Raw genomic sequence first — 21,871 nt, 5'->3', positions numbered from 1 at the left:
CTCGGCCTCTCTGGTCGGTTCTGGGTGGTTCTGGGTGGTCATGGGTGGCGTCGGCCGGCGGACGGGTCCCGGACGGGGTTCCGGCTGCCGAGGGCTCGCCCCACCACCGCGTGGGTGAGCAGCGCGACGGCTGCACCGAAGAGCGCGCTGGCCCAGCCGTGCCCGCCCGCAGCACGCCTCCGGGCCTCCTCGGGCGAGGCCGGCCGCGCGGTGAGCAGCGGCCGGTTGCGCGTGTTGTCGGCGATCTCCTTCTCGGACGCCCCCGGGCCCCGCCCCGCCAGCAAGCGCTCGCGCAGCTCGGCGATCCGAGCCTGGGGTCCGAGGGTCATCGTTCTCCGTTCCTGCCGGGGAGGAAACGCAAGCGTGGCACATCTGATTGCGCATGCGCAATCATTGCGATTACGCTCCCATGAGCGGCGTTGTCACGTCGTGCCGCCGCGCAGCCGTTGTGGCGGCGCCCACATCCAGAGGAGTCGGGTCCGTGCCTGCGTTCTTCCCGTACTGGGTGGTCGTCCTCCACTTCCTCAACATCTTCTTGATGTTCTTGCTGTTCCGGTCCGGCCTGGAGGTGTTGTCGGCATTCCCGAAGCTGTACTGGCACGACGACTGCCCGCCGGGCCGGGAGTGGCTCCGGCTCTCGAAGAAGATGTACGGCGCCGACTCGCGCCGGCCATGGACCTCCCTGGACGAGGAGGAGTCATGGTCGCCGGTCGTGGCTCTGCCGGGCAGGAAGAACCTCGGTCTGGGGCGGCACTGGCACTTCATGACCGTCCAGTTCTGGATCCTCACCGGGGCCGTGTACGTCGGGCTCGTCGTCGCGACCGGCTACTGGCACTACCTGGTCCCGACCCGATGGGGGCTGGTTCCGGACTCGATCAACTCCATCGGCACCTACCTGCGGTTCGAGATCCCACCCAAGATTCCCGGGCAGCCGTTCGAGCCGGCCCAGAAGCTGGCGTACTTCGTCGTGATCTTCCTGCTCGCCCCGTTCCAGATCGCGACCGGAGCCGCGATGTCCCCGTCGCTGCTGGCGCGACTCCCCTGGTACGGAACGCTCTTCGGCGGCAAGCAGGGGGCGCGCAGCCTGCACTTCCTGGGCATGTGCGCGTTCGCCTCGTTCATCGTGGTGCACGTGTTCCTGGTGGTGGTGCACGGGCTCCCCGAGGAGCTGGCCGCGATCGTGCTGGGCGACGCGGGCGCCGACCGTCGCCTGGCGCTCGGCGTCGGTCTGTCGGGGTTGCTGGCCATCGTGGTCTTCCACGTGGTAATCACCTGGTTCTCGTTGCGCTACCGACGACGTACCCAACGGCTGCTGGGCCGGATGGTCGATCCCATGGAGAAGGTCCTCTCGCGCACTGCCTCCTCGCACCAGGCCTACCGCCAGCAGGACATCTCGCCGTACCACCGTGTCAACGGATACCCGCCGCCCGGCCAGGAGTACGCGGCCATGGCCGTCGACGACTTCCGTGACTACCGGCTCATGGTGGGCGGCTTGGTGGGTCGCCCGCTGAGCCTGTCGCTGCAGGACCTACGGGCCCTCGGCGACCAGCACCAGGTCACCAAGCACAACTGCATCCAGGGATGGACGGCGGTCGCCGAGTGGGCAGGAGTCCCGCTGGCGCGGCTGGTCGCGGAGGCCGGCCCGCAGGAGGCGGCGCGGTATCTCGTGTTCTACGCCCTGGACGACAAGGGTCTGACCGAGGGCGAGGGACGCTACGGCTTCTTCTACGAGACCATCCCGATCCACCTGGCAACCGCCCCGCAGACCATCTTGGCCCTGGACATGAACGGAGCACCCTTGCCGATCGAGCACGGCGCCCCTGTCCGACTGCGGGTCGAGACCCAGCTCGGCTTCAAGATGGTGAAGTGGATCGCCGCGATCGAGTTCGTCGCCGGGGTGGAGGACATCGGGATGGGAATGGGCGGCTGGCGCGAGGACCAGCAGTACTACGCCAGGGCGGCGGGGATCTAGCCCACCTCACCCCGTCTGGGGCCCACCCGAGCACACCGCACGGCAAGGGTCGGGTCCGCGTCTCGCTCGGCTCAGCTGTGCCAGCCGAGTTTCCATGCCTGGCTGGCGGATTCTTCCCCGGCCGCCGACCCGAAGGTGCCCAGCGCACGGGCCACCGCGCGCCGGCGACCCGCAGGCACCCGTTCGAGCACCTGCGCAATGGCCGCACGACGATGCTCGACGAGGACCTCGATCAGCTGTCGTCCGTCGTCTGTCAGGTCCAGCACGAGGTTGCGCCGGTCCAAAGACGACTCCCTGCGGCGCAACAGACCCCCCGCCACCAACCGGTCACAGGCCCGGCTGGCGTTGGAGGGGTGGACGCTCATCGTCTCTGCTAACGCGCTGAGGTTCATGGGGCCGCGGCTCGCTATCAGCACGAGCGCTCGAAGCTGCGGCACGGTCACCCGGTCCTCGACCTCCGTGACCGACTGGGCCGCCACCCCCACCAGTGCCTGGACCGCGAGCATGATCGCGTCGATCTCCTCCTCGTTGTCCGTCACGCGCCCACCCTTTTGATCTCTCGGCGTCATGGCCGAAGTGTGACCGGATAGTTGCCAGGCCGCAATCATTGCGTTTATAGTTGCGCATACGCAATGAAAATCCCGGATCATTTCCTGCTCGTCAGTGAGCAGGAACGGAAAGGACCCGAGCAATGGCAGCTCTCGCTCAAGCCCCCTCGCTCGTCGAGCCCGCCAGGCACGGCATCGACCGGATGGTCCGCAACGTCGAGACCGGACGATTCGAGCGCAGCCTGTCCGCGTTGACCGCAGCTGGTGCCCTGGTGACTGCGGTCGAGATCTACTTCGAGCACGACTCGGCCAGCTTCGGCAACAAGCTGATGTGGCTGCCGGTCGTGCTGGGCCCGGTCGGCGCCGCCGCAGGAGTGGCGGGCTTCTTCAGCCAACGGATGGCCAAGACAGCGCTGCCGGTGGCCTCGGCTGCCATCGTCGCCAACGGGTTCCAGGGGACCTACCTGCACGCGCGGGGGATCGCACAGAAGCCGGGCGGTTGGCGCAACGCCCGTTACAACATGGAGATGGGACCGCCGCTGCTCGCGCCGTTGCTGGTCACTCTGGTCGGCGGGATGGGCCTGCTCGCTGCGGTGCTGCGGCGCGAGAAGTGAGCGACACCGCGCCCGGCCCGCGACCGGACCGGTTCCCCGGGTTCGACGTCCTCGACCAGTCCCGGCACTGGGACTCGGTCACGACCGGGGTGGTGCTCTCCCGGATCGAGATGCCCCCCGACATCCGGTTCTTCACCCCCGACGAGCAGGCTGTCGCCGCGGCATTGTGCGACCAGCTGCTCGATCAGCACGGGGACCCCGAGGACCCGACGCGAGTTCCCGTGGTGAACCTCATCGACTCCAGGCTGGCCGAGCAGCAGACCGACGGCTGGCGCTACCAGGACATGCCCGAGGATGCCCAGGCCTGGCGAGACACGCTGGCGGCACTCGACCGCGAAGCCACCAATCGTTTCGGCGTCGGATTCGCGGCTGGGTCCCGTGCCCAGCAGGCGATGGTGATCCAGGCCGTCCAGGATCTCGGCTCCGCGGACTGGCACGGGCTCGTGGCCCAGCACGTGTGGAGCCTGTGGAGCCGCTACGCCTGCACCGCGTTCTACTCCCACCCCTCGGCCTGGAACGAGATCGGCTTCCCGGGGCCGGCCTACCCTCGCGGCTACAAGAACCCCGGCGTCGACTCGCGCGAGCCGTTCGAGGTCCCCGACGCGTTCCCCGACGACGACCCGGTCCGGAGCAGCCGATGACCAACGTCAGGGCTCGCAACGAGTCGGCCTGGTTGCTTCCCACCGACGGCACGCGGACCAACCACCGGCTCCGCGAGGACATGCGGCGGTTCGCCGACACCGAGGAGGTCGACCTCGTGGTGGTCGGTTGCGGCGCCGGTGGCTCGGTCATGACCCAACGGTTGGCCCGTTCCGGATGGCGGGTCGTCGTCCTCGACGCCGGGCCGTTCTGGGACCCGGACAGCGACTGGGTCAGCGACGAGGCAGGCTCTCATCACCTGTACTGGACCGAGCCGCGGGTGATTGCCGGGGCGAACCCCGTCCCGCTCGGGTCGAACAACTCCGGACGCGGGGTCGGCGGGTCGATGGTCCACTACGCCGGGTACACCCCACGCTTCCACCCCAGTGACTTCGAGACGTTCACCCGTGACGGCGTCGGCGCCGACTGGCCCCTGGACTACACCGACCTGAAGGGCTACTACCGGGCGATCGAGGAGGAGCTCCCCGTCGCCGGGGAGAAGTGGCCCTGGGGCGACCCCCATTCCTACCCGCACCGGCCGCACCCGGTCGGCGGCAACGGCGAGATCTTCCTGCGCGGCGCTCTCGCGATGGGGATCACGGCCAAGGTGGGGCCCGTGGCCATCACCAATGGTCGCTTCGGCAACCGGCCGCACTGCATCTACCGCGGCTTCTGCCTGCAGGGCTGCAAGGTCAACGCCAAGGCCTCACCCCTGATCACCCACATCCCCGACGCGCTCGCCCACGGTGCCGAGGTCCGTGCCGACGCGATGGTGACGCGTGTCGAGGTCGACCAACGGACCGGCCGCGCCACCGGGGTGCACTACGTCCGCGGCGGGGTCGCCCACTTCCAGAGGGCCGCGATGGTGGCCATCGCCGGCTACTCCATCGAGACACCACGGCTGCTGCTGAACTCCGCCTCGGCCCGGTTCCCGGACGGGCTGTGCAACGACTTCGACCAGGTCGGGCGCTACCTGATGGTCCAGGGCGCCCCCCAGACCGCGGGCCGGTTCGACGCCGAGGTGCGCATGTACAAGTCCCCTCCGCCCGAGGTCAGCAGCGAGGAGTTCTACGAGACGGACCCGAGCAAGCCCTACCAGCGCGGCTTCTCGATCCAGACCGTCTCACCGCTCCCGAACACCTGGGCCGAGCACGTCGCCGCCCAGGGCCACTGGGGCCGGTCGCTGCGTGAGTACATGAGCGACTACGTGCACTGGTCCTGCCTGGGAGCGCTGTGCGAGTTCCTTCCCCAGCCGGACAACCGGGTGACCCTGGCCGAGGAGAAGGACCGGCACGGCCTCCCGGTGGCGCGGTTCTCCTACACCCAGTGCGACAACGACGCCGCCCTGATGCGGGCCGCCCAGGCGGCGATGGAGGACCTCCTGCACGCGGCCGGGGCCGACGAGGTCATCACCATCGACCGGTTCGCCCACCTCGTCGGCGGCGCCCGGATGGCCGCCGACGAGCAGCACGGTGTGGTCGACTCCGACTGCCGGACCTTCGCGGTCCCCAACCTGCTCATCACCGACGGCAGCGTCCTGCCCACCCAGGGCAGCGCCAACCCCGCCCTCACGATCATGGCCGTCGCGGCGCGTGCCGCCGAACGACTCGCCTCGCGCCGTTCCCATCCGGACTAGCCGCCTCAGCGCTCCCAACAGACCCGCAGCGGCCACCCGACCGGTGCTCGGACAACCCCAAGGAGAAGACCCATGTCCTCGAAGAACGTGGCGGACTACCTGCTCGAGCGTCTGCGCGACTGGGGCGTGGACAAGGTGTTCGCCTTCCCCGGCGACGGCATCAACGGCATCCTGGCCGCGTGGGCCCGCGCCGGCGACGACCCGATGTTCGTCCAGTCCCGCCACGAGGAGATGAGCGCGTTCGAGGCGGTCGGGTACGCGAAGTTCACCGGCCGCGTCGGCGTGTGCATGGCCACCTCCGGTCCCGGAGCCATCCACCTGCTCAACGGCCTCTACGACGCCAAGCTGGACCACGTCCCGGTCGTCGCGATCGTCGGGCAGACCAGCCGGTCGGCGATGGGCGGGTCCTACCAGCAGGAGGTCGACCTGCTCTCGCTGTTCAAGGACGTGGCCAGTGAGTACGTGCAGATGGTCACCGTGCCCGAACAGCTGCCCAACGTGCTGGACCGCGCCATCCGGATCGCGGTGGCCGAGCGGGCCCCCACCGCCATCATCATCCCTTCCGACGTGCAGGAGCTGGAGTACTCAGCCCCCGGCCACGCGTTCAAGATGGTGCCCTCCAGCATGGGTGTCGAATGGCCCACCCCGCTTCCGGACGACGCCGCCATCGTCCGGGCCGCGGACCTGCTCAACGCCGGCAGCAAGGTCGCCATCCTCGCCGGTTCCGGAGCCCGAGGCGCCCGGGCGGAGCTCGCCGAGGTCGCCGAGCTCCTCGGCGCCGGCGTCGCGAAGGCCCTGCTCGGCAAGGACGTGCTCGCCGACGATCTCCCCTACGTGACCGGCTCGATCGGCCTGCTGGGGACCCGGCCGAGCTACGAGATGATGATGGGCTGCGACACCCTGCTCACCGTCGGTTCCAGCTTCCCCTATACCCAGTTCATGCCGGAGCTCGACCAGGCGCGGGCGGTCCAGATCGACGTCGATGCCAAGTACATCGGGATGCGGTACCCCTACGAGATCAACCTCGTCGGCGACGCCGCAGCGACGCTCCGCGCCCTGATCCCGCACCTGACCCGCAAGGACGACCGATCCTGGCGCGAGGTCATCGAGTCCAAGGTGAGGCGCTGGTGGGAGGTGATGGATGCCGAGGCCATGGTCACGGCCGATCCGGTCAACCCCATGCGGTTGTTCTACGAGCTCTCCTCGCGGCTGCCCGACAATGCCATCGTCACCGCGGACTCCGGGTCGTCGGCCAACTGGTACGCCCGACAGCTGAAGTTCCGCGGCGACATGCGCGGATCGCTGTCGGGAAACCTCGCCACCATGGGCCCGGGCGTCCCCTACGGCATCGGGGCCAAGTTCGGCTGCCCCGAGCGGCCGGTGATCGTGTTCGCAGGGGACGGCGCGATGCAGATGAACGGCATGGCCGAGCTGATCACGGTCAAGCACTACTGGCATCAATGGGAGGACCCACGACTGGTGATCGCGGTCCTGCACAACAACGACCTCAACCAGGTCACCTGGGAGATGCGGGCGATGGAGGGCTCCCCGAAGTTCGCCGAGTCCCAGATCCTGCCGGACGTCGACTTCGCGGCTTTCGCTTCCAGCCTGGGCCTCCAGGCGATCACGGTCACCAGCCCCGACGACGTCGCGCCGGCGTGGGAGCGGGCCCTGGCCGCCGACCGGCCGACGGTCATCGACTTCCACACCGACCCCGACGTGCCCCCGATCCCACCCCACGCCACCTTCGAGCAGATGAAGGATGCCGCCGAGGCCATGCTCAAGGGCGACGAGAACCGCTGGGGGATCATCAAGGAGGGCCTGAAGACCAAGGCCCAAGAGTTCCTCCCGCACTCGAGCGACTGACCGTGACCGACGCACCGATCACCTCGCTCGACGTCTCGGCCTACGAGGTGCCCACCGACGCACCAGAGGCCGACGGGACCCTCGGCTGGGATGCCACCACGATGGTTCTGGTGACCGTGAGGTCCGGAGAGACGACCGGCATCGGCTGGACCTACGGCCCCCGGGCCTGTGCGACCGTGGTGAGCGACCAGCTGGCACCCCTCGTGGTCGGTCGCGAGGCCATGGACGTCGGCGGCTGCCTCGACGCCATGGTGAAGGCCGTGCGCAACGCCGGTCGCGTCGGTGTGGTCGGCTATGCCATCTCCGCGGTCGACGTGGCGCTGTGGGACCTCAAGGCCCGCCTGCTCGAACAGCCCCTGCACCGGCTCCTGGGAGCCGTGCGCGACCAGGTCCCCGTCTACGGCAGTGGTGGCTTCACCAGCTACGACGAGGCACAGCTGAGAGACCAGTTGACCCACTGGGCGGTGGAGCAGCAGATTCCGCGGGTCAAGATCAAGATCGGCGAGTCGTGGGGGGCCGACACCGCCCGGGACCTCGACAGGATCGGTCAAGCCCGCGGAGTCATCGGCGAGACGGCCGAGTTGTTCGTCGACGCCAACGGCGGCTACGGCCGCAAACAGGCGATCCGCGTGATGGCAGCCGCCGCCGAACACGGAGTCGCGTGGTTCGAGGAACCGGTCTCCTCCGACGACCTGGCCGGGCTCCGGGAGATCCGCGACGCCGTCTCACCCGACGTCACCGCAGGTGAGTACGGACAGGACCTGTACTACTTCCGTCGCATGTGCGCATCTGGTGCGGTGGACTGCCTCCAGGCCGACGCGTCCCGCTGCGGCGGCGTCAGCGAGTGGCTCCGGGTCGCCGCGGTCGCGGCGTCGTTCGGGCTGGAGGTCTCCGGCCACTGCGCGCCGCACCTTCACGTCCACGCCGCCGCAGCCGTTCCCAACCTGCGGCACCTGGAATGGTTCCACGACCACGTCCGCATCGAGTCGATGTTCTTCGACGGCACCCTCGACCCCACTGGCGGCTCGATCCGACCGGACCCCGACGCCCCGGGGAACGGGCTGACCCTGCGTAGCAGTGACGTGGCCGCCTACCGCGTGGGCTGAGACAGCCGGCTCAGCTCAACGTGTCGCCGGGCCCGATGCCCTCGTGGACGTCGCCCTCGCGAACCTCGCGCATCTCCTCTCCGACGGCGAGGTGGGTGCGGCCGTCGAACCTGATGCCGCCGCCGACGCTGGCGGCCGCGCCCACCAGCAGCAGCACAGCGCCGGCAATGGACTGCGCCCCCGACAAGATGGCGATGCCCCATCCGAGCAGGCAGACGCCGAGGAGGGCGATGACGAGACCGCCCCAGACCCAGCGGGGCCGCACCAGGTGGCTTCGGTGTCGACGGGTCACGTTGTCTGTCACGATCTCTCCTCAGGTCGGTTGCTGGCGGTTCGTCGCGGCCGCCCATCGGGCCAGGTCCCGCGGACGCGGAGGCGTTCCCACGACGTGGACCCTGGGCATGACGTGAGTGGTTGCCCGCAGGTCGGCGACGACGAACAGGAGTGCTGCGGCGGCGCTGGTGGTCGCCAGGCGCCTGTGCTCCGGGACGAGGTGGGCGACGGCGAGCATGGAGGCCGCATGGACCAGGTCGACGGTCGCGTCGGCGGCGGGCACCCAGCGCGACCGCAGGACGGCACCGGCGAGACCCTGCACGACGTACCGTGCGCCGAGGGCCTGGATGACCCGACGCGCCACGGAGTCGGTGATCGGTCCGCTCCCTTGTCCCAACGTGCGCGTCGCGAGGGCATCCTGAGGTAGGTCTGGCCGGACCAGCAGGGCCAGACCCAGGCCCAGACGGGCCGCGTCGACCGTGCGCATCAGCGCTGCCTGACTGCTCGGAGGCCACCCGCGACGGCAGCGGTTGCGGCCGCGCTGGCCAGCACGCGGCGGTGCCGCGAGGCCCAGGCCTGGGGGGAGTGTCGAGAGGCCCGGGTGTCGAAGAGGCCGTGGGCGCCGAAGTCGTGGTCGTCGTCGGCTGGTTCGAAGAGGTTCGAGGGCTGGTCGGGCGGCTTCGGGTCGTCGGTCTGCTGGGAGGCGAACCCGGTCCGACCCAGGTACCGGTCCAGGAGACCGCCGGCCAGCCGGTTGCCGATGATCGTGCCGACGGTGGCCGCGCCGACCCAGTAGGCCCGTCGTTCGGGGTGAGCGGCGGCGTACAGGACGCTGCGAGCGGCGACCTCGGGCTGGTAGATCGGTGGAACGGGTTGCGCCTGGTGGGGAAGCTTGGAGAGCACCCAGCTGAACTGCGGGGTGTTGACGGCCGGCATCGCCACGGACGTGAGCTGCACGTTGCTGTGGTCGTGGCGCAGCTCGGTCAACAGGGACTCGTGAAATCCCCACATGGCGTGCTTGGCACCGCAGTAGGCCGACTGGAGCGGGATCCCGCGGTGGGCGAGGGCAGAGCCGACCTGCACGATCACGCCGCTGTCGCGAGGCAGCATGTGCCGCAGGGCGCTGCGGGTGCCGTTGACGAATCCGAGGTAGGTCACCTCGGTGACGCGGCGGAACTCCTCGGGTTCGATGTCGACGAAGCGGGCGAACACCGAGGTGAAGGCGTCGTTGACCCACACGTCGATGGGGCCGAGCTCGGCCTCGACCTGGTCGGCAGCGCGGTCGAGCGCCTCATGGTCGGCAGTGTCGACGCTGATCGCCAGGGCGTCCCCGCCGAGGTCGCGGAGCTCCCGGGCGGCCGCCTCCAAGCCGGCGCTGCCTCGGGCGAGGAGCGCGACGTGGTCACCCTGCTGGGCGAACAGCCGGGCGCTGGCCCGTCCGATGCCACCGGACGCTCCGGTGATGACGACGACGCGGGGACTCTTCTTGACGCTCATCAGGTGTCCTTTCTCTGCTGCGATCTGGTGTGTGGCGGTCGCTCACGACCGGTCACCTGGCACGGGCCTGGAATCCCGTCGAACCGACGCCTGCTCGCCCGAGTCGGTGGGCGCTCTCGAGGAGCAACGCGTGGACGAAGGCCTGGGGGAGGTTGCCGCGCAGCTGGCGTTGCACGACGTCGTACTCCTCTGCGAAGAGTCCGGGTGGTCCCATGGCGGCGCGGTTGCGTTCGAACCAGCGCACGGCCTCCTCCCGCCTGCCGAGGTTCAGCTGCGCCATCGACATCAGGAACCCACAGAGGACGAACGCTCCTTCGCTCTCGTGGAGGGGCCGTTCGGGATCGTGGCGGAACCGGTAGACGTACCCGTCGTCGGTCAGCTCCTCCAGGACCGCGGAGACGCTGGCGCGGTTGCGCGGGTCCTCGGCAACGACCGCGCCACGGATCCCGGGCAGGAGCAGGGCAGCGTCGACCGCGGAGTCGTCGGGGGACCGCTGCCATCGACCGGTGGGGTGGAGGCAGTCGCGGTCCACCGACGCGACCAGCTCGTCGGCCTGCCGGCGCCACTGCTCCGCATTCTCCGATCGGCCGGAGGGAGCTGCGGCGGCGGCGCGCAGACCGGCGGCACACATGAGGCGGGAGTGTGCCCAGCGGCGGTTGTCGATCTCCCAGATGCCGGCGTCAGGTTCGTCGTGACGCTTGGCGATCGCGTCGACCAGGGTCGCGACCGCTCGGCGACCATCGTCGTCGAGTCGTCCGAGGTCGTCGGCAGCCGCCAGGAGCAGGAGGGCCTCGCCCAGGGCGTCGAGCTGGAACTGGTTGTTGACCCAGTTGCCGGTCCGCACGGCCGCGCCGGGGTAACCCGGCAGCGTGACGTCGTGCTGGTCCGGCACCCGGCCGCCGGAGATGGTGTACGCCGGTCGCAGGTCCGGCCCGTCGGCCAGGACCCGTTCGGACACGAACCGGACGGCCCCGTCGAGCAAGGTGTGTTCCCCGATGGCGGCTGCGGCCTGTCCGGCATAGCACTGGTCGCGGATCCAGGCGTAGCGGTAGTCGTAGTTGCGTCCCTGGTCGGCGCGCTCGGGCAGCGAGGTGGTGGCCGCGGCGACCATGGCGCCCCCGCTGGTGGTGAGTCCGCGGAGGACGGCGTACGAGTGTTGCGACTCCCCGGGGGTCACCGAGGTGCTCATCTCGGGGACGCCGTGCCGCCATGCTCGCTCCGTGCGGTCCCACAACCGACCCGGCTCAGGCGGCTCCCGGGGGAGGGCGGTCCGGGAGATCTCCAGGACGAGGTCACGCGACTCCCCAGCGGGGACGACGAGATCGAGCACGAGCCGGCCGTCGTGCAGCTGCGCATGGCGGGTGGCTCCGGTCCAGCGGTAGGCCAGGTCGCCGGAGTGACCGTGCCAGTGACCGTCCTCGCTGCGGGCGACGGTCATCGTCCGGGCGCCGAACTCGGCGCGGACATCGAGACCGACCTGCACGTGTGCCACGCCACGCGTGGCGTCGATGCGTCGCAGCAAGACGACCCGCTCGGGGTCGCCGGGAAACGCCAGGGCCTCGCGGCACTCGGTGACCGCGTGGTGCGAAACCCAGCGGCTGCGCCAGACCAGGCTGCTCGGCTCGTAGTAGCCGCCCCACACGAAGCGGTCGTCCGCCGGGCTGATGCCGTACCCGCCCTGGCCGCCGAGCAGGCTGGAGAACACCGCGTCGTCGTGCCAGCTCGGCGCGCACAGGAACGCGATGTCTCCGCGGGGCCCGACCAAGGCACCGCGCTCGCCGTCGGCGATCAGCGCGTACTGACGCAGCACGTGCGGGGCGGGTCGCAACAAGTCGCCGGTGGAGCGTCGGGTCATGAGGCGACGATCAATGCTTGCGGAGCAGCCTGCTTCATCCGGGTCGTCAGCCAGGTCAGCTGCCGAGTGGTCTCCTGCCTGCTGGAGGTGGCCACGTCGAGCAGCTGGTGATCACGAAGGCCCTGGGCGCCCTGGGCGATCACGGTCCAGGTGCTGTGCACCAAGGTGGCCAGCAGGTGCAGGTCCTGAAGGTCACGCAGCAGCCCGATCTCGCCCTCGCGGGTGTTGGTCAGTGCGTCCGCGCGCAGGCGCTCGGGCTCGTCGACGTCCTCCTGCTCGCCGTACCGCTCGACCACGGGTGCCAGGTCCTGGCGATGCTGGTCGCTCCACCCGGCCAGGGTGTGGCAGGTGTGGAACACGTCGGCCTGACGGGCGTGACCCTCGGCCACCGCCCTCAGGGACTCCGCCAGGGTCTGCTCGCTGTGGTCGGCCAGGGCGACGTAGGTGGAGAGGTGGGGCATCAGTGGTCCTCCCTGCTGGACTCGACGTGGCTGGACCCGACCTGGCTGGGGTCGAGCGCGTAGCGCGGCGTCTCGGTGAGCACCCGGCTCGAGGTCGCAGACCCACCGCCGGTCACCGGCACCGCGGCCGCGGCGTCGTTCGCGCCGGAGGCGGGAGCCGACGCCGTGTTGGTGGGGGCCGGCGCCGGGCCGTCCCCGGCTCGCAGGCGCGTGACGCGGCAGGCGGCGGTCTTGAACGTCGGTTGCTTGGACACCGGGTCCCAGACGGTCATGGTGAGCTCGTTCGCGGTGCGGTGGTCGGCGTCGGCGAGGTCGTCGGGGTCCCAGTGTCCGTAGTGGAACGGCGCGAAAACCGCACCCTGCATGACGCGCCCGATGCGAGCCCGTACCTGAATCGCCCCCCGTGGCGACTCGACCCGCACCCAGTCGCCCTCGTCGATGCCGAGCGGACCGGCGTCGGCGGGCGAGAGCTCGACCCAGGCATCGGGTGCCGCCTGGTCGAGGGAGCGTGCGCGGCCGGTCTTGGTGCGGGTGTGGAACTGGTAGACGGTCCGGCCGGTGGTGAACAACAGGGGGTACTCGTCGCTGGGTGTCTCGTGCGCGGGGGTGTACGGCGCACCCTTGAGGAATGCGCGTCCGGCCGAGGCCATGGCGCGGTGTTCCTGTTCGCTGACCGTGCCGCCGGTGATGAGGTCGTGGCCGTAGGTCTCGCAGTAGTCGGTGCCGGTGGGGAAGACACCGTCGGTGTACAGCCGGTCGGTCCCGTCGGGGTGCTCGGCGTTGACCGGCCAGGGGATCCCGGAGGGGCCGCGCAGCTTGGCGTAGGACAGTCCGGTGTAGTCGACGGGGCGGCCGGCGGTGACCGCGGCCCACGCGTCGAACGCCTCTTCTGGGGTGCGCCACGGGACGACGGGGGCACCGTCGCGGTCGGTGAAGCCCATGGCGTCGGCGTACATCAGGAAGATGTCGAGGTCGCTGCGCGCCTCACCCGGTGGCTCGACCGCCTGCTCGGAGAGATGCACGACGCGGTTGACGTTGGTGAAGCAACCCGTCTTCTCACCCCACCCGGCTGCCGGCAGGACGACGTCGGCCAGCTCTGCGGTCTCGGTGAGGAACAGGTCTTGGACCACGGTGAAGCACTGGTCGCCGGCGAGGATCTTGCGGATCCGCGCGGACTCCGGCATCGACACGGCCGGGTTGGTCGCCGAGATCCACAAGAACCCGATCGACCCCGTCTCGGCGTAGGACATGATCTGCATGGCGTGGGTGGGAGGCGCCCAGTGCGGGATCGTCATCACGTCCACGTTCCACGCGTCGGCCAGCTGCCGGACGTGGTCGAGGTTGTCCCAGTTGCGGAAGCCCGGCAGGTCCCCGTCGGCGCCGCACTCCCGGTTGTTCTGGGCGGTGGGCTGCCCGTTCATCTGTAGCACCCCGGCGCCGGGACGCCCGATCATCCCGCGCAGCAGGTGGAGGTTGTGCACGGCCACCGAGGATGCGGTGGCCTGGTGGGACTGGTAGAAGCCCTGGAGGACCGTGGAGAGCACGTTGTCGCTCTCTCCGAAGATGCGGGCGGCGGAGCGCAGGTCGTCGGCGTCGATCCCGCAGATATCGGCGACGTGCTCGGGGGTGTACGGGTCGACGATGTCGCGCAGGCCCTCGATGCCGACGGTGTGCTCGGCGACCCAGTCGTTGGCGATCCAGCCGTGGATGAACAGCTCGCGCACCAGGCCGTTCATCAACGCCAGGTTGGTGCCGACACGCGGCGCGAGGTGGACGCCCCCGGTGCGCGTCGCTTCCTCGGCGACGGCGGTGCGTCGGGGGTCCACGCAGACGATCCGAGGCGGATCCTCCCCGCGCGTGCGGTCCAGGATCCGGGTCCAGAGCACGGTCTGGGTCTCCGGCATGTTGTGGCCGTAGAGGAAGATCGCGTCGCAGTGCTCGATGTCGGTGTAGGACCCGGGCTGGCCGTCAGCACCGAACGACTCCTTGAACGCCGCCGCGCTGGTCGCGGTGCACAGGCGGGTGTTGCCGTCCATGTGCGGGGTTCCGAGCCCGGCCTTGCCGATCACGGCGAGGGTGTAGTACTCCTCCAGGAACAGCTGGCCCGAGGTGTAGAAACCGTGACTCAACGGGCCCTTCTCGGCGAGGAGCCTCTTGCTCACCTCCACGATGCGGCCCATCGCGGTGTCCCAGTCGGTCTCGACCAGCCGGCCGTCCTCCCGGATCAGGGGACGGGTGAGACGGTCGGGGGACGCTGCCCATGGGGTACTGCCGTACAGGCCCTTCGGGCCTAGGCGTCCGTGGCTCACGGTGTCGCCCGCTCGTCCACGGATGCCGACCATGCGACCGTCCTTGACCGCGATGTCTGCGCCGCACCCGTTGCTGCACAGCAGGCACGCGGACTGGACCCACCGGTCGACGTCCTGCTCATCGAGGCCTTCGTCGAGGTACTGGTCGACCCTGGCCGGCCATACGGTTCCGCGCGGGTGCGGGGTCTCCTCGCCGAAGACCTTCGCCACCCTGTCCGAGGTCGTGCTGTTCGTGCTCATGCGGTCCCAGTACCCCCAGCCTCCAATGAACATGCGCTTGCGCATGTATGCTTGACAGCAAGGAAAGCACATGACTCGAAAGGGACCAATGACGAAGCGTGCGCGGGCGTCCTCGGCGGTGGATGACGCGCTGGCCGACGCGTTCATCACCGTCAGTCGAGCACTCGTGGGGACCGCCGTTCGCTCCGTCAACGCCGCGCCGGTCGAGGTGACGCTGGTCCAGCACCGCCTGCTGGTGCTGCTGGCGACGGGGGGAGATCAGACCGTGGGGACCCTGGCCGGACAGCTGGAGGTGAACGCGTCCAACGCCAGCCGGCTGTGCGACCGGCTCCAGAAGCTGGGGCTGGTCTCCCGCGACCGGTCGACCACCGACGGGCGGGCCGTCGAGGTGTCCTTGACGGCGTCCGGGCGCGAGCTCCTGGAGACGGTCCGAGATCACCGACGACACGAGGTCCGACGCATCCTCAGCCACATGTCGCCCGACAACGTCGAGGCGGCCATCACCGCACTCACCGCCTTCGGCGAAGCCGCGAACGAAGTCGGCGAGGCGCAGTGGACGGCGCACATCCTGTGAGACCGATCATCGCGCCCGAGAAAGCTGGTTGAGATGCCGATCTGGCTGCAAGCCGGCCTGTGGGGCCTGGCCGCTGGCGGTGCCCTCGTCGTGGGAGCACTGGTCGCCTGGATGGTCGAAGTCCCCCAACGGATCGTTGCCTCGGTGATGGCCTTCGGGGCGGGGGTGCTCATCTCCGCGCTCGCGTTCGACCTCGTCGACGAGGCCGAGACCAAGGGCGGCCTCACCGCCACCGTGCTCGGTTTCCTCGTCGGCGCAGTCGCCTACCTGCTGGCCAACCTCGTGCTGGCCAAGCGAGGAGCGCGACACCGCAAGCGTTCAGGTGAACAGCAGCCCAGCGAGCAGGAGCAGAGCGGAAGCGGATCCGCGATCGCGATCGGCGCCCTCCTCGACGGCATCCCGGAGTCCGTCGTCCTCGGCCTCTCGCTCCTCGGCGGAAACGGCATCGGGATCCCGGTGCTCGCCGCGATCTTCATCTCTAACCTGCCGGAGGGGCTGTCCAGCGCAGCGGGCATGAAGCACAACGGACGCTCGGCCCGGTACGTGTTCGGAGTCTGGGTCGGCGTCGCCGTCGCCAGTGGCGCGGCCGGCCTGCTCGGCTGCCTCCTGCTCCAGGGAGCCCCGAACGGACTGGTCGCGGCCATCACCGCCCTAGCCGCCGGAGCGATCCTGACCATGGTCGCCGACACGATGATCCCCGAAGCGTTCGAGCGCACCCATCTCTACGCCGGCCTCATCGCCACCCTGGGATTCCTGACAGCGTTCACCATCGGACGCGCGGGATAGTCGGATCGCCTCATTCACGGACCTTGACTTCGTCCCGCGGTCGCAGCGCTCACACGATCTATGGGGGCTACGAACGTGTATTGCGCCAAACGCTCGTCGCCCTCCGATCGGGGAGCGACCTCGACGAGCACGAAAGCCCTGGCGAAGGAACCCTTCAGGTTCCGCAAGGCCGCGCGTCACCCTGGTGGACGGGGAGAGTCGATGGAACGGATCACCCGGTGGTCTGATCGTCATCCCCGACTCCCGACACGGACTCGAAGCGGTCGAAGACTCCGTTGTTTCTGCTGACCGTAGCCGTGCGAATCCGATGACTTCACACACGTGGCGCCTTCCGTGCCGACCGCCGGGGTCGAGCAGGAAACGTCGTCAGTCTCGCCGACCTGGTTCGCTCCTCGGTGATCTCCGAGGACGCCATGTGACTGCGATGCACGCACGTCCCGGGGTCGTTCGTCTCGCAGATCGAGGTCAGTGCGAACGGCATCCCAATCCGCGAGCACCCCTGCGTGCGAAACTCCGAGCGTGGCTGAAGGACTCGGTGATCGCGTCGTCCGGGCTGTCGAGGGGCTGACGCCTGGCTACTTCGCGCTGGTGATGGCCACGGGGATCCTGTCCGTCGGGATGCACCTTGAGCGCTTCGACATCCTGTCCGCGGGGCTGGTAGGCGTGTGCTGCTCCGGGTTCGTTGTGCTGGTGGCGCTGACCGGCTGGCGGCTGGTCGCCTACCGGAGTGCGGTGATCGAGGACTTCACCGATCCGCGCCGGGGGTTCGGGTTCTTCACGTTCGTTGCCGGCACCAATGTGCTCGGTGTCCGCCTCGGCCTTGCTGGCTTGCACGAGGCTACCGCGGTGTTGCTCGTCCTCGCGGGTGTCGCCTGGCTGGCTCTCGGCTACGTGGTGCCGTGGACCGCAGTGCTGGGTCGTCAGGAACGCCCTGTGCTGGCTACCGCCAACGGCACCTGGTTCATCTGGGTGGTGGCCAGCCAGTCCGTCGCGGTGGCGGCAGCAACCATCGAACCGGTCTTCGACCCTGTACGGCGTGAGCTCGCGGTGCTGGCGATCATGTCGTGGTCGGTCGGAGTGTTCCTGTACGGCGCGGCCGGGATACTGGTCTCGCTGCGGCTGATGCTCTACGAGTTCGGCCCCGAGGATCTGACCCCGCCGTACTGGGTCTCGATGGGCGCCCTGGCCATCACCGTGCTCGCTGGCGCCCGGATCGTGGAGATGGCGGACGCGCCGATGGTCGCGGCGACTCGTGACCTGATCGCGGGCTTGGCGGTGGTGTTCTGGGCCTTCGCGACGTGGCTGATCCCGGTTCTGGTCGCGGCGGGCTGGTGGCGTCACGTCCGCCGGCGGGTGCCGTTGCGGTACGAGGCGACGCTGTGGAGCATCATCTTTCCGCTGGGCATGTACGCGGTGGCCGGGATCTACCTGGGCCGGGCCGACCACCTGCCGGTGGTGGAGACCGTGGGCAGTGCTGGGCTGTGGGTGGCTTTCGCCGCGTGTGTGCTGGTCTTCGTAGCCATGGTCGTGCACCTGTTCCGGACAGTGGTCGCGCCGGGCTGCCTGGAGTCGAGCACTACGAAGCCCGTGGTCAGGGGCTGACACGGAAGTTCCCGTGCGCTCCGCGTTCCGCGTCGATCATCACGTGTGAGACGAACGGGTAGTCGCCGGGTTCGGGGAAGGTGAGCTCGACGAACCCACCCTGGGCGGCCTGCAGCCCGAGGCTCTGCGCACCGCTTTCCCCGCGTCGCAGCAGGTAGGCGCCCTCGGCGTAGGTGGTGTCGAACTGGGCGCCGACCACGTGGAACGAGGTCGGCCGGTTGGGGCCGGCGTCGAGGACCCACACCCGGACCCTTTCTCCGACCCGTGCGGTCAGGGGGGCGTGGTCGTACTGGTTGGCGAAGCCGTTGAACACGGCCAGGTCGGGGTTCTCGTCGGCCAGCTTGGTGACATCGACCTCCCCGCCCTGCTCGCCGAGGTAGAGCTCGGACTGCACCAGCAGGTAGCTGCGGTCGACGGACGGCAGGTGGCGAGGCTCGATGACGACAGCGCCGAAGAGGCCGTTGGCGATGTGGGCCGACATCGGCATGGTGGAGCAGTGGTACAGCCACACCCCCGCGCGGGTGGCGCGGAAGCGGTAGGTCAGTGACTGCCCCGGTGCGAGGGTGCGCATCGGACGCTGCGGGGCGAGTGCTCCGGCGTGGAAGTCGATCGAGTGACCGATCGACCCACTGTTGATCAGGGTGATCTCGAACCGGTCCCCGACCCGACCGTGCAGCACCGGCCCGGGGGCGGTGCCGCCATAGGTCCACAGTCGCTGGGTGACCCCCGGGGCGACCTCGCGCTCGACGTCTCGGACAACGAACGTACGCCGGTGCACCCGGCTTCTCGGCAACGCCGGCAACGGCGGCAAGGCAGCGTCGCGCGCCGCCCATCCCGGCGAGGGTTCGGCCATCAGGTCCAGATGGTCCGTAGCCGGGGTGGGCTCGACCTCGCGGGTCTCGTCGGTCTCGGCGGGGGACGGGTCGCCGTCATTCACGCCTGGCCCGTGCAGGTGGCTGGCGTGCCCCTCGGACGACGCAGCCGCCGTGGTAGGTGCAGCGCCGGTGCCAGTCCCGGTGCCAGTCCCGGTGACGTGGACGGTGAGGACCATGCCCATCTGCTTGTGGCCGATGACCGAGCACCAGCCGTCGAGGTCGCGGCCGACCACTCCGACCTCGACGCGTACGGTCTCGCCGGGGGAGAGGCGGCCGCTGTCGGTTCCGGTCTCGAGCACCAGGTCGTGCACGTCCTCGTCGTCGGTGTTGGTCAGCACGATCACCAGTCGGTTGCCGGCCGGCACCGAGATGGTGGCCGGGGTGAACCTCATGTCGCGCGCCTCGACCTCGACGGTCGTGGTCTCGCCGGTCGCGGCGACCCCGGCCGCCGCCGACACGGTGGTCCCGGCACCGAGGACGGCCGGGTCGACCGCGACGCCGGCAGCCACTGCCATCACCACGACGGCGAGTCCGGTCGCGGCGAGGCCGGACATCTGGCCCGCCGGCCGGCCGTGCGGAACTCGCGCGCCCCCTGGGGCACTCGTCGGGTGCGCCGTCGCGGAGCGCGAGGCACGCACCGCGAGGATCAGCAACGGCAGCGTGGCGGCCAGCGCGACCAGGACGAGGACCGAGGCGAGCACCCGGACCGTGCTGGGCACCGGCAGCGCGCAGAGAAGCAGGCCGGTGTTGGTCACCACCAGCCGCAGCGGGGCACCTCGATCCAGGACGAGGTTCGCTGCCCGGACCGGCGTCGGCCCGCCACCGAGGGCGACCGGGACCAGGTAGGACAGGGCACCGAGGAGCACCTGGGCACCGAAGCCCGCGACCAGGAACGGCGTCAGCCAGCCGAACACCTCATGGACCTGAGGCCAGGAGGACGCGGCGCCGATACCCGCGCCGAGGGCGACCAGGGTGCCGACCAGCCACGTCAGCCCCGACAGGACCGACCAGGCCGGGAACGCGGTCGGCGGTTTGCGGCGCAGCGCGTCGACGAACGCCGGGGCGGTGAGCAACAGCCCGGTCACATATCCGGCGATCCCCACGGCGGCGAGTGGGCGCACGCCTGCGGACGCGCCGCCCGCGGTCACCAGCACCGAGCAGACCAGCACCGGGAGCGCCCGGGTCGTGGCTCGCTCAGCGCCCGAGGCGATCCTCGTGCGCAGCATCGTCGGCCACAAGGTGACCAGCGTGCCGACAACGGTGAGACCGACCCAACCGAGCAGGTTCACCGCAGCGTGCGCGACGACCAGCCGGGTGTGCCAGGGATCGGCGAGATCGCGCGCGAGCGCCGTGCCCAGTCCCGCGCCGACGGGCAAGAAGCAGGCGGCCGCCACGTAGTAGCGCACAGAGGATCCGAACCGGGCCGGCAGCGCCGCATGCAGCTGGCGCAGGATCGTCCAGCCGTGCCACAGGACCGCGGAGCCGACCGCAGTCGCGCCGAGCAGGGTCAGGGGCCACACATGGGAGGGGACGCCTACCACCACGAGGATGACGCCGCCGTTGAGCAGCAGCAGCCGCCGGTTCTGGCTGCGACGGTCATCCTCGGCCGAATGCAACAGCGCGTCGGTGAAGTACCGGCTCCAGACCACGATGGCGTGGCTGACCGCCCCCAGCATGAGCAGATGGATCATCAGCCAGCGTGGCGCCGGTACGAACGGGTGCACGAGTGCGACCACGACCGTGGCCGCCAACCAGACCAGCACCGGCAGGTCGCGCAGCGGCCAGAAACCACGACTGCCCTGCCTCCTGACGACCGCCTGCTCGAGACCGGCCTGCTCGCTGTGGCTGCTCACGCCGGGCTCCGGGTGCCGCGGACCGCGCATCCCACAGCGACGGCAAGGAACGACAGCACGGCCGCGATGTTGAGGACGCCTCCGATCACCCAGGCGCTGTGACTGCCGAGAGCGTCGCCCACCCAGAGCCGCAGCGCCAGAGAGCCGTGCAGCAGCACGGCCGGGGCGATGAGGGCCGGGTGGTACGGCAGAGGTCGGCGTAGTACCGCCGGCAGGATCAGCGGGGCGTGGGCCATGACCATCGACAGCGTGAACCCGAGAAACACCGCGTGCAGCACCGCGTCGTAGCGTACGCCCTCGGTCGCCGGACCGCCGAGCATCCAGATGCCACCGGCGACGCCGAGCCAGCAGTAGCCGGCCAGCATGCAGCTGGCCACATAGCGAGCCAGGCCCGCCTTGTGGCCCGCCTTGTGGCCCGCCTTGTGGCCCGGGTGGTGGCCCGAGTGGCCGCTCGAGGCGTGGATGGTGCGTCGGGCGACGTCATGGGCGGCGAGCCATCCGGTCAGGACGAGAAGTGCCGCCCCGAGCAGGACCGTGCCCGGTCGCGGCCACAGCAACGCGGCGACGATCCCGGCCAACAGCCCGCACGCGAGGAGCACCAGCGCGCTGCCAGCCGAGGGACCCATCGCGACTCGGGCGAGCTCGAGCCGCTCGCCGGCGATGGTCAGCACGACGAACCCGACCAGCCACGGCGCCAGGACCGGCACGTCGGCCCCGCCCAGCCACAGCACGGCAGCGCCGAGGACGAGCACCGCTCCGAGGGCCTGGACCAGTACCGCGTCGTCGCGCTGTCGACACCACAGCGGCAGGTACAGGCCGACCAGCGCAGCGGCGCCGGCCGTGAACAGACCTCGGCCGACCACGAGCGGCGTCGGCGAGAGCAGCACCAGGGCACCGAGGCCGAGCAGCGCCGGTGCGACGAAGCCGAGGGTGCGGCGCAAGGCGACAGCTCGTTCGAGCGCGATCAGGGTGCCCACGAAGCCGAGGACCATGAGCATGCCGTGCACCTCGGGCAACCGATCGACGCGCACCGGGGCAGGCAGGTCGAGGAGCATCAGGGCGGCGTCCAGGCCGGCCAGCAGGGCGATCCCGGCGGGAGCCAGCAACGCGACCCGGGGGACCAGCGAAGCCCTCACGCCGGGAGCGTGGCGGGCGCCGAGCTCGC

19 protein-coding genes are annotated in these 21,871 nt (G+C 70.1%); 9 read left to right on the top strand and 10 right to left on the bottom strand.

What is annotated here, in order from left to right:
- Positions 1-38: 38 nt before the first annotated feature.
- On the bottom strand, positions 39-329 hold the full coding sequence (locus ISU07_RS06035; RefSeq protein WP_194705882.1) for a hypothetical protein: 291 nt from the start codon (positions 327-329) through the stop codon (positions 39-41).
- 152 nt (positions 330-481) lie between these two features.
- On the opposite strand from ISU07_RS06035, the gene ISU07_RS06030 reads away from it, so the two are divergent.
- On the top strand, positions 482-1,972 hold the full coding sequence (locus tag ISU07_RS06030; RefSeq protein ID WP_194705881.1) for a molybdopterin-dependent oxidoreductase: 1,491 nt from the start codon (positions 482-484) through the stop codon (positions 1,970-1,972).
- Positions 1,973-2,043: 71 nt separating this feature from the next.
- On the opposite strand, the gene ISU07_RS06025 is transcribed toward ISU07_RS06030, so the two are convergent.
- On the bottom strand, positions 2,044-2,511 hold the full coding sequence (locus tag ISU07_RS06025; protein WP_323742456.1) for a MarR family transcriptional regulator: 468 nt from the start codon (positions 2,509-2,511) through the stop codon (positions 2,044-2,046).
- A gap of 152 nt (positions 2,512-2,663) precedes the next feature.
- Here ISU07_RS06025 and ISU07_RS06020 point away from each other — a divergent pair, with 152 nt between their 5' ends.
- The 5 genes from ISU07_RS06020 to ISU07_RS06000 all read left to right on the top strand — a co-directional run bounded on the left by ISU07_RS06020 (position 2,664) and on the right by ISU07_RS06000 (position 8,381).
- The gene (locus tag ISU07_RS06020; protein ID WP_228521383.1) at positions 2,664-3,134 is read left to right on the top strand and encodes a hypothetical protein; all 471 of its coding nucleotides are present in this window, start codon (positions 2,664-2,666) and stop codon (positions 3,132-3,134) included.
- Positions 3,131-3,775, top strand: a complete 645-nt coding sequence (locus ISU07_RS06015; protein ID WP_323742455.1) for a gluconate 2-dehydrogenase subunit 3 family protein — start codon at positions 3,131-3,133, stop codon at positions 3,773-3,775. The genes ISU07_RS06020 and ISU07_RS06015 overlap by 4 nt, the downstream gene beginning before the upstream one ends.
- Positions 3,772-5,409: a GMC family oxidoreductase gene (locus ISU07_RS06010; RefSeq protein WP_194705879.1), complete on the top strand. Its 1,638-nt coding sequence runs from the start codon at positions 3,772-3,774 to the stop codon at positions 5,407-5,409. The genes ISU07_RS06015 and ISU07_RS06010 overlap by 4 nt, the downstream gene beginning before the upstream one ends.
- A 72-nt stretch (positions 5,410-5,481) precedes the next feature.
- On the top strand, positions 5,482-7,275 hold the full coding sequence (locus ISU07_RS06005; protein WP_194705878.1) for a thiamine pyrophosphate-requiring protein: 1,794 nt from the start codon (positions 5,482-5,484) through the stop codon (positions 7,273-7,275).
- A gap of 2 nt (positions 7,276-7,277) precedes the next feature.
- The gene (locus ISU07_RS06000) at positions 7,278-8,381 is read left to right on the top strand and encodes an enolase C-terminal domain-like protein (protein WP_323742454.1); all 1,104 of its coding nucleotides are present in this window, start codon (positions 7,278-7,280) and stop codon (positions 8,379-8,381) included.
- 10 nt (positions 8,382-8,391) lie between these two features.
- Here ISU07_RS06000 and ISU07_RS05995 read toward each other — a convergent pair whose 3' ends face one another.
- Genes ISU07_RS05995 through ISU07_RS05970 form a run of 6 tightly spaced genes read right to left on the bottom strand, consistent with a single transcriptional unit; the run spans position 8,392 to position 15,016 of the window.
- A complete protein-coding gene (locus tag ISU07_RS05995; RefSeq protein ID WP_194705877.1) occupies positions 8,392-8,685 on the bottom strand; it encodes a hypothetical protein in 294 nt (97 codons plus the stop codon).
- A 9-nt stretch (positions 8,686-8,694) separates the two neighbouring features.
- Positions 8,695-9,141, bottom strand: a complete 447-nt coding sequence (locus ISU07_RS05990) for a hypothetical protein (RefSeq protein ID WP_194705876.1) — start codon at positions 9,139-9,141, stop codon at positions 8,695-8,697.
- Entirely contained in the window at positions 9,141-10,151 is a 1,011-nt protein-coding gene (locus tag ISU07_RS05985) for an SDR family oxidoreductase (RefSeq protein WP_194705875.1), read from the bottom strand. Before ISU07_RS05985 ends, ISU07_RS05990 begins: the two co-directional genes overlap by 1 nt.
- 52 nt (positions 10,152-10,203) lie before the next feature.
- Complete coding sequence (locus ISU07_RS05980) at positions 10,204-12,006, bottom strand: glycoside hydrolase family 15 protein (protein WP_194705874.1); 1,803 nt, start codon at positions 12,004-12,006, stop codon at positions 10,204-10,206.
- On the bottom strand, positions 12,003-12,467 hold the full coding sequence (locus ISU07_RS05975; RefSeq protein ID WP_194705873.1) for a hypothetical protein: 465 nt from the start codon (positions 12,465-12,467) through the stop codon (positions 12,003-12,005). Before ISU07_RS05975 ends, ISU07_RS05980 begins: the two co-directional genes overlap by 4 nt.
- Complete coding sequence (locus ISU07_RS05970) at positions 12,467-15,016, bottom strand: molybdopterin oxidoreductase family protein (RefSeq protein WP_194705872.1); 2,550 nt, start codon at positions 15,014-15,016, stop codon at positions 12,467-12,469. The genes ISU07_RS05975 and ISU07_RS05970 overlap by 1 nt, the downstream gene beginning before the upstream one ends.
- An 88-nt stretch (positions 15,017-15,104) precedes the next feature.
- Here ISU07_RS05970 and ISU07_RS05965 point away from each other — a divergent pair, with 88 nt between their 5' ends.
- The 3 genes from ISU07_RS05965 to ISU07_RS05955 all read left to right on the top strand — a co-directional run bounded on the left by ISU07_RS05965 (position 15,105) and on the right by ISU07_RS05955 (position 17,978).
- Positions 15,105-15,590 carry a MarR family winged helix-turn-helix transcriptional regulator gene (locus ISU07_RS05965; protein WP_194705871.1) on the top strand — a complete coding sequence of 162 codons (486 nt, stop codon included), beginning with the start codon at positions 15,105-15,107 and terminating at the stop codon, positions 15,588-15,590.
- A gap of 33 nt (positions 15,591-15,623) precedes the next feature.
- Positions 15,624-16,376 carry a ZIP family metal transporter gene (locus ISU07_RS05960; protein WP_194705870.1) on the top strand — a complete coding sequence of 251 codons (753 nt, stop codon included), beginning with the start codon at positions 15,624-15,626 and terminating at the stop codon, positions 16,374-16,376.
- 519 nt (positions 16,377-16,895) lie between these two features.
- Positions 16,896-17,978 (top strand): tellurite resistance/C4-dicarboxylate transporter family protein, encoded by a 1,083-nt coding sequence (locus ISU07_RS05955; protein WP_323742453.1) that lies wholly within the window; start codon positions 16,896-16,898, stop codon positions 17,976-17,978.
- Here ISU07_RS05955 and ISU07_RS24690 read toward each other — a convergent pair.
- Complete coding sequence (locus ISU07_RS24690) at positions 17,968-20,706, bottom strand: multicopper oxidase domain-containing protein (RefSeq protein WP_323742452.1); 2,739 nt, start codon at positions 20,704-20,706, stop codon at positions 17,968-17,970. The two genes, ISU07_RS05955 and ISU07_RS24690, sit on opposite strands and share 11 nt — an antisense overlap.
- Positions 20,703-21,842: a hypothetical protein gene (locus tag ISU07_RS05945; RefSeq protein ID WP_194705868.1), complete on the bottom strand. Its 1,140-nt coding sequence runs from the start codon at positions 21,840-21,842 to the stop codon at positions 20,703-20,705. The genes ISU07_RS24690 and ISU07_RS05945 overlap by 4 nt, the downstream gene beginning before the upstream one ends.
- Positions 21,843-21,871: the final 29 nt, after the last annotated feature.

Origin of the sequence: Nocardioides islandensis (assembly GCF_015352455.1) — a bacterium.
In the GTDB taxonomy this organism is placed as follows: domain Bacteria; phylum Actinomycetota; class Actinomycetes; order Propionibacteriales; family Nocardioidaceae; genus Nocardioides; species Nocardioides islandensis.
The sequence above is the reverse complement of the archived record's forward strand: the minus strand, read 5'-3'. Positions and strand labels throughout refer to the sequence as shown.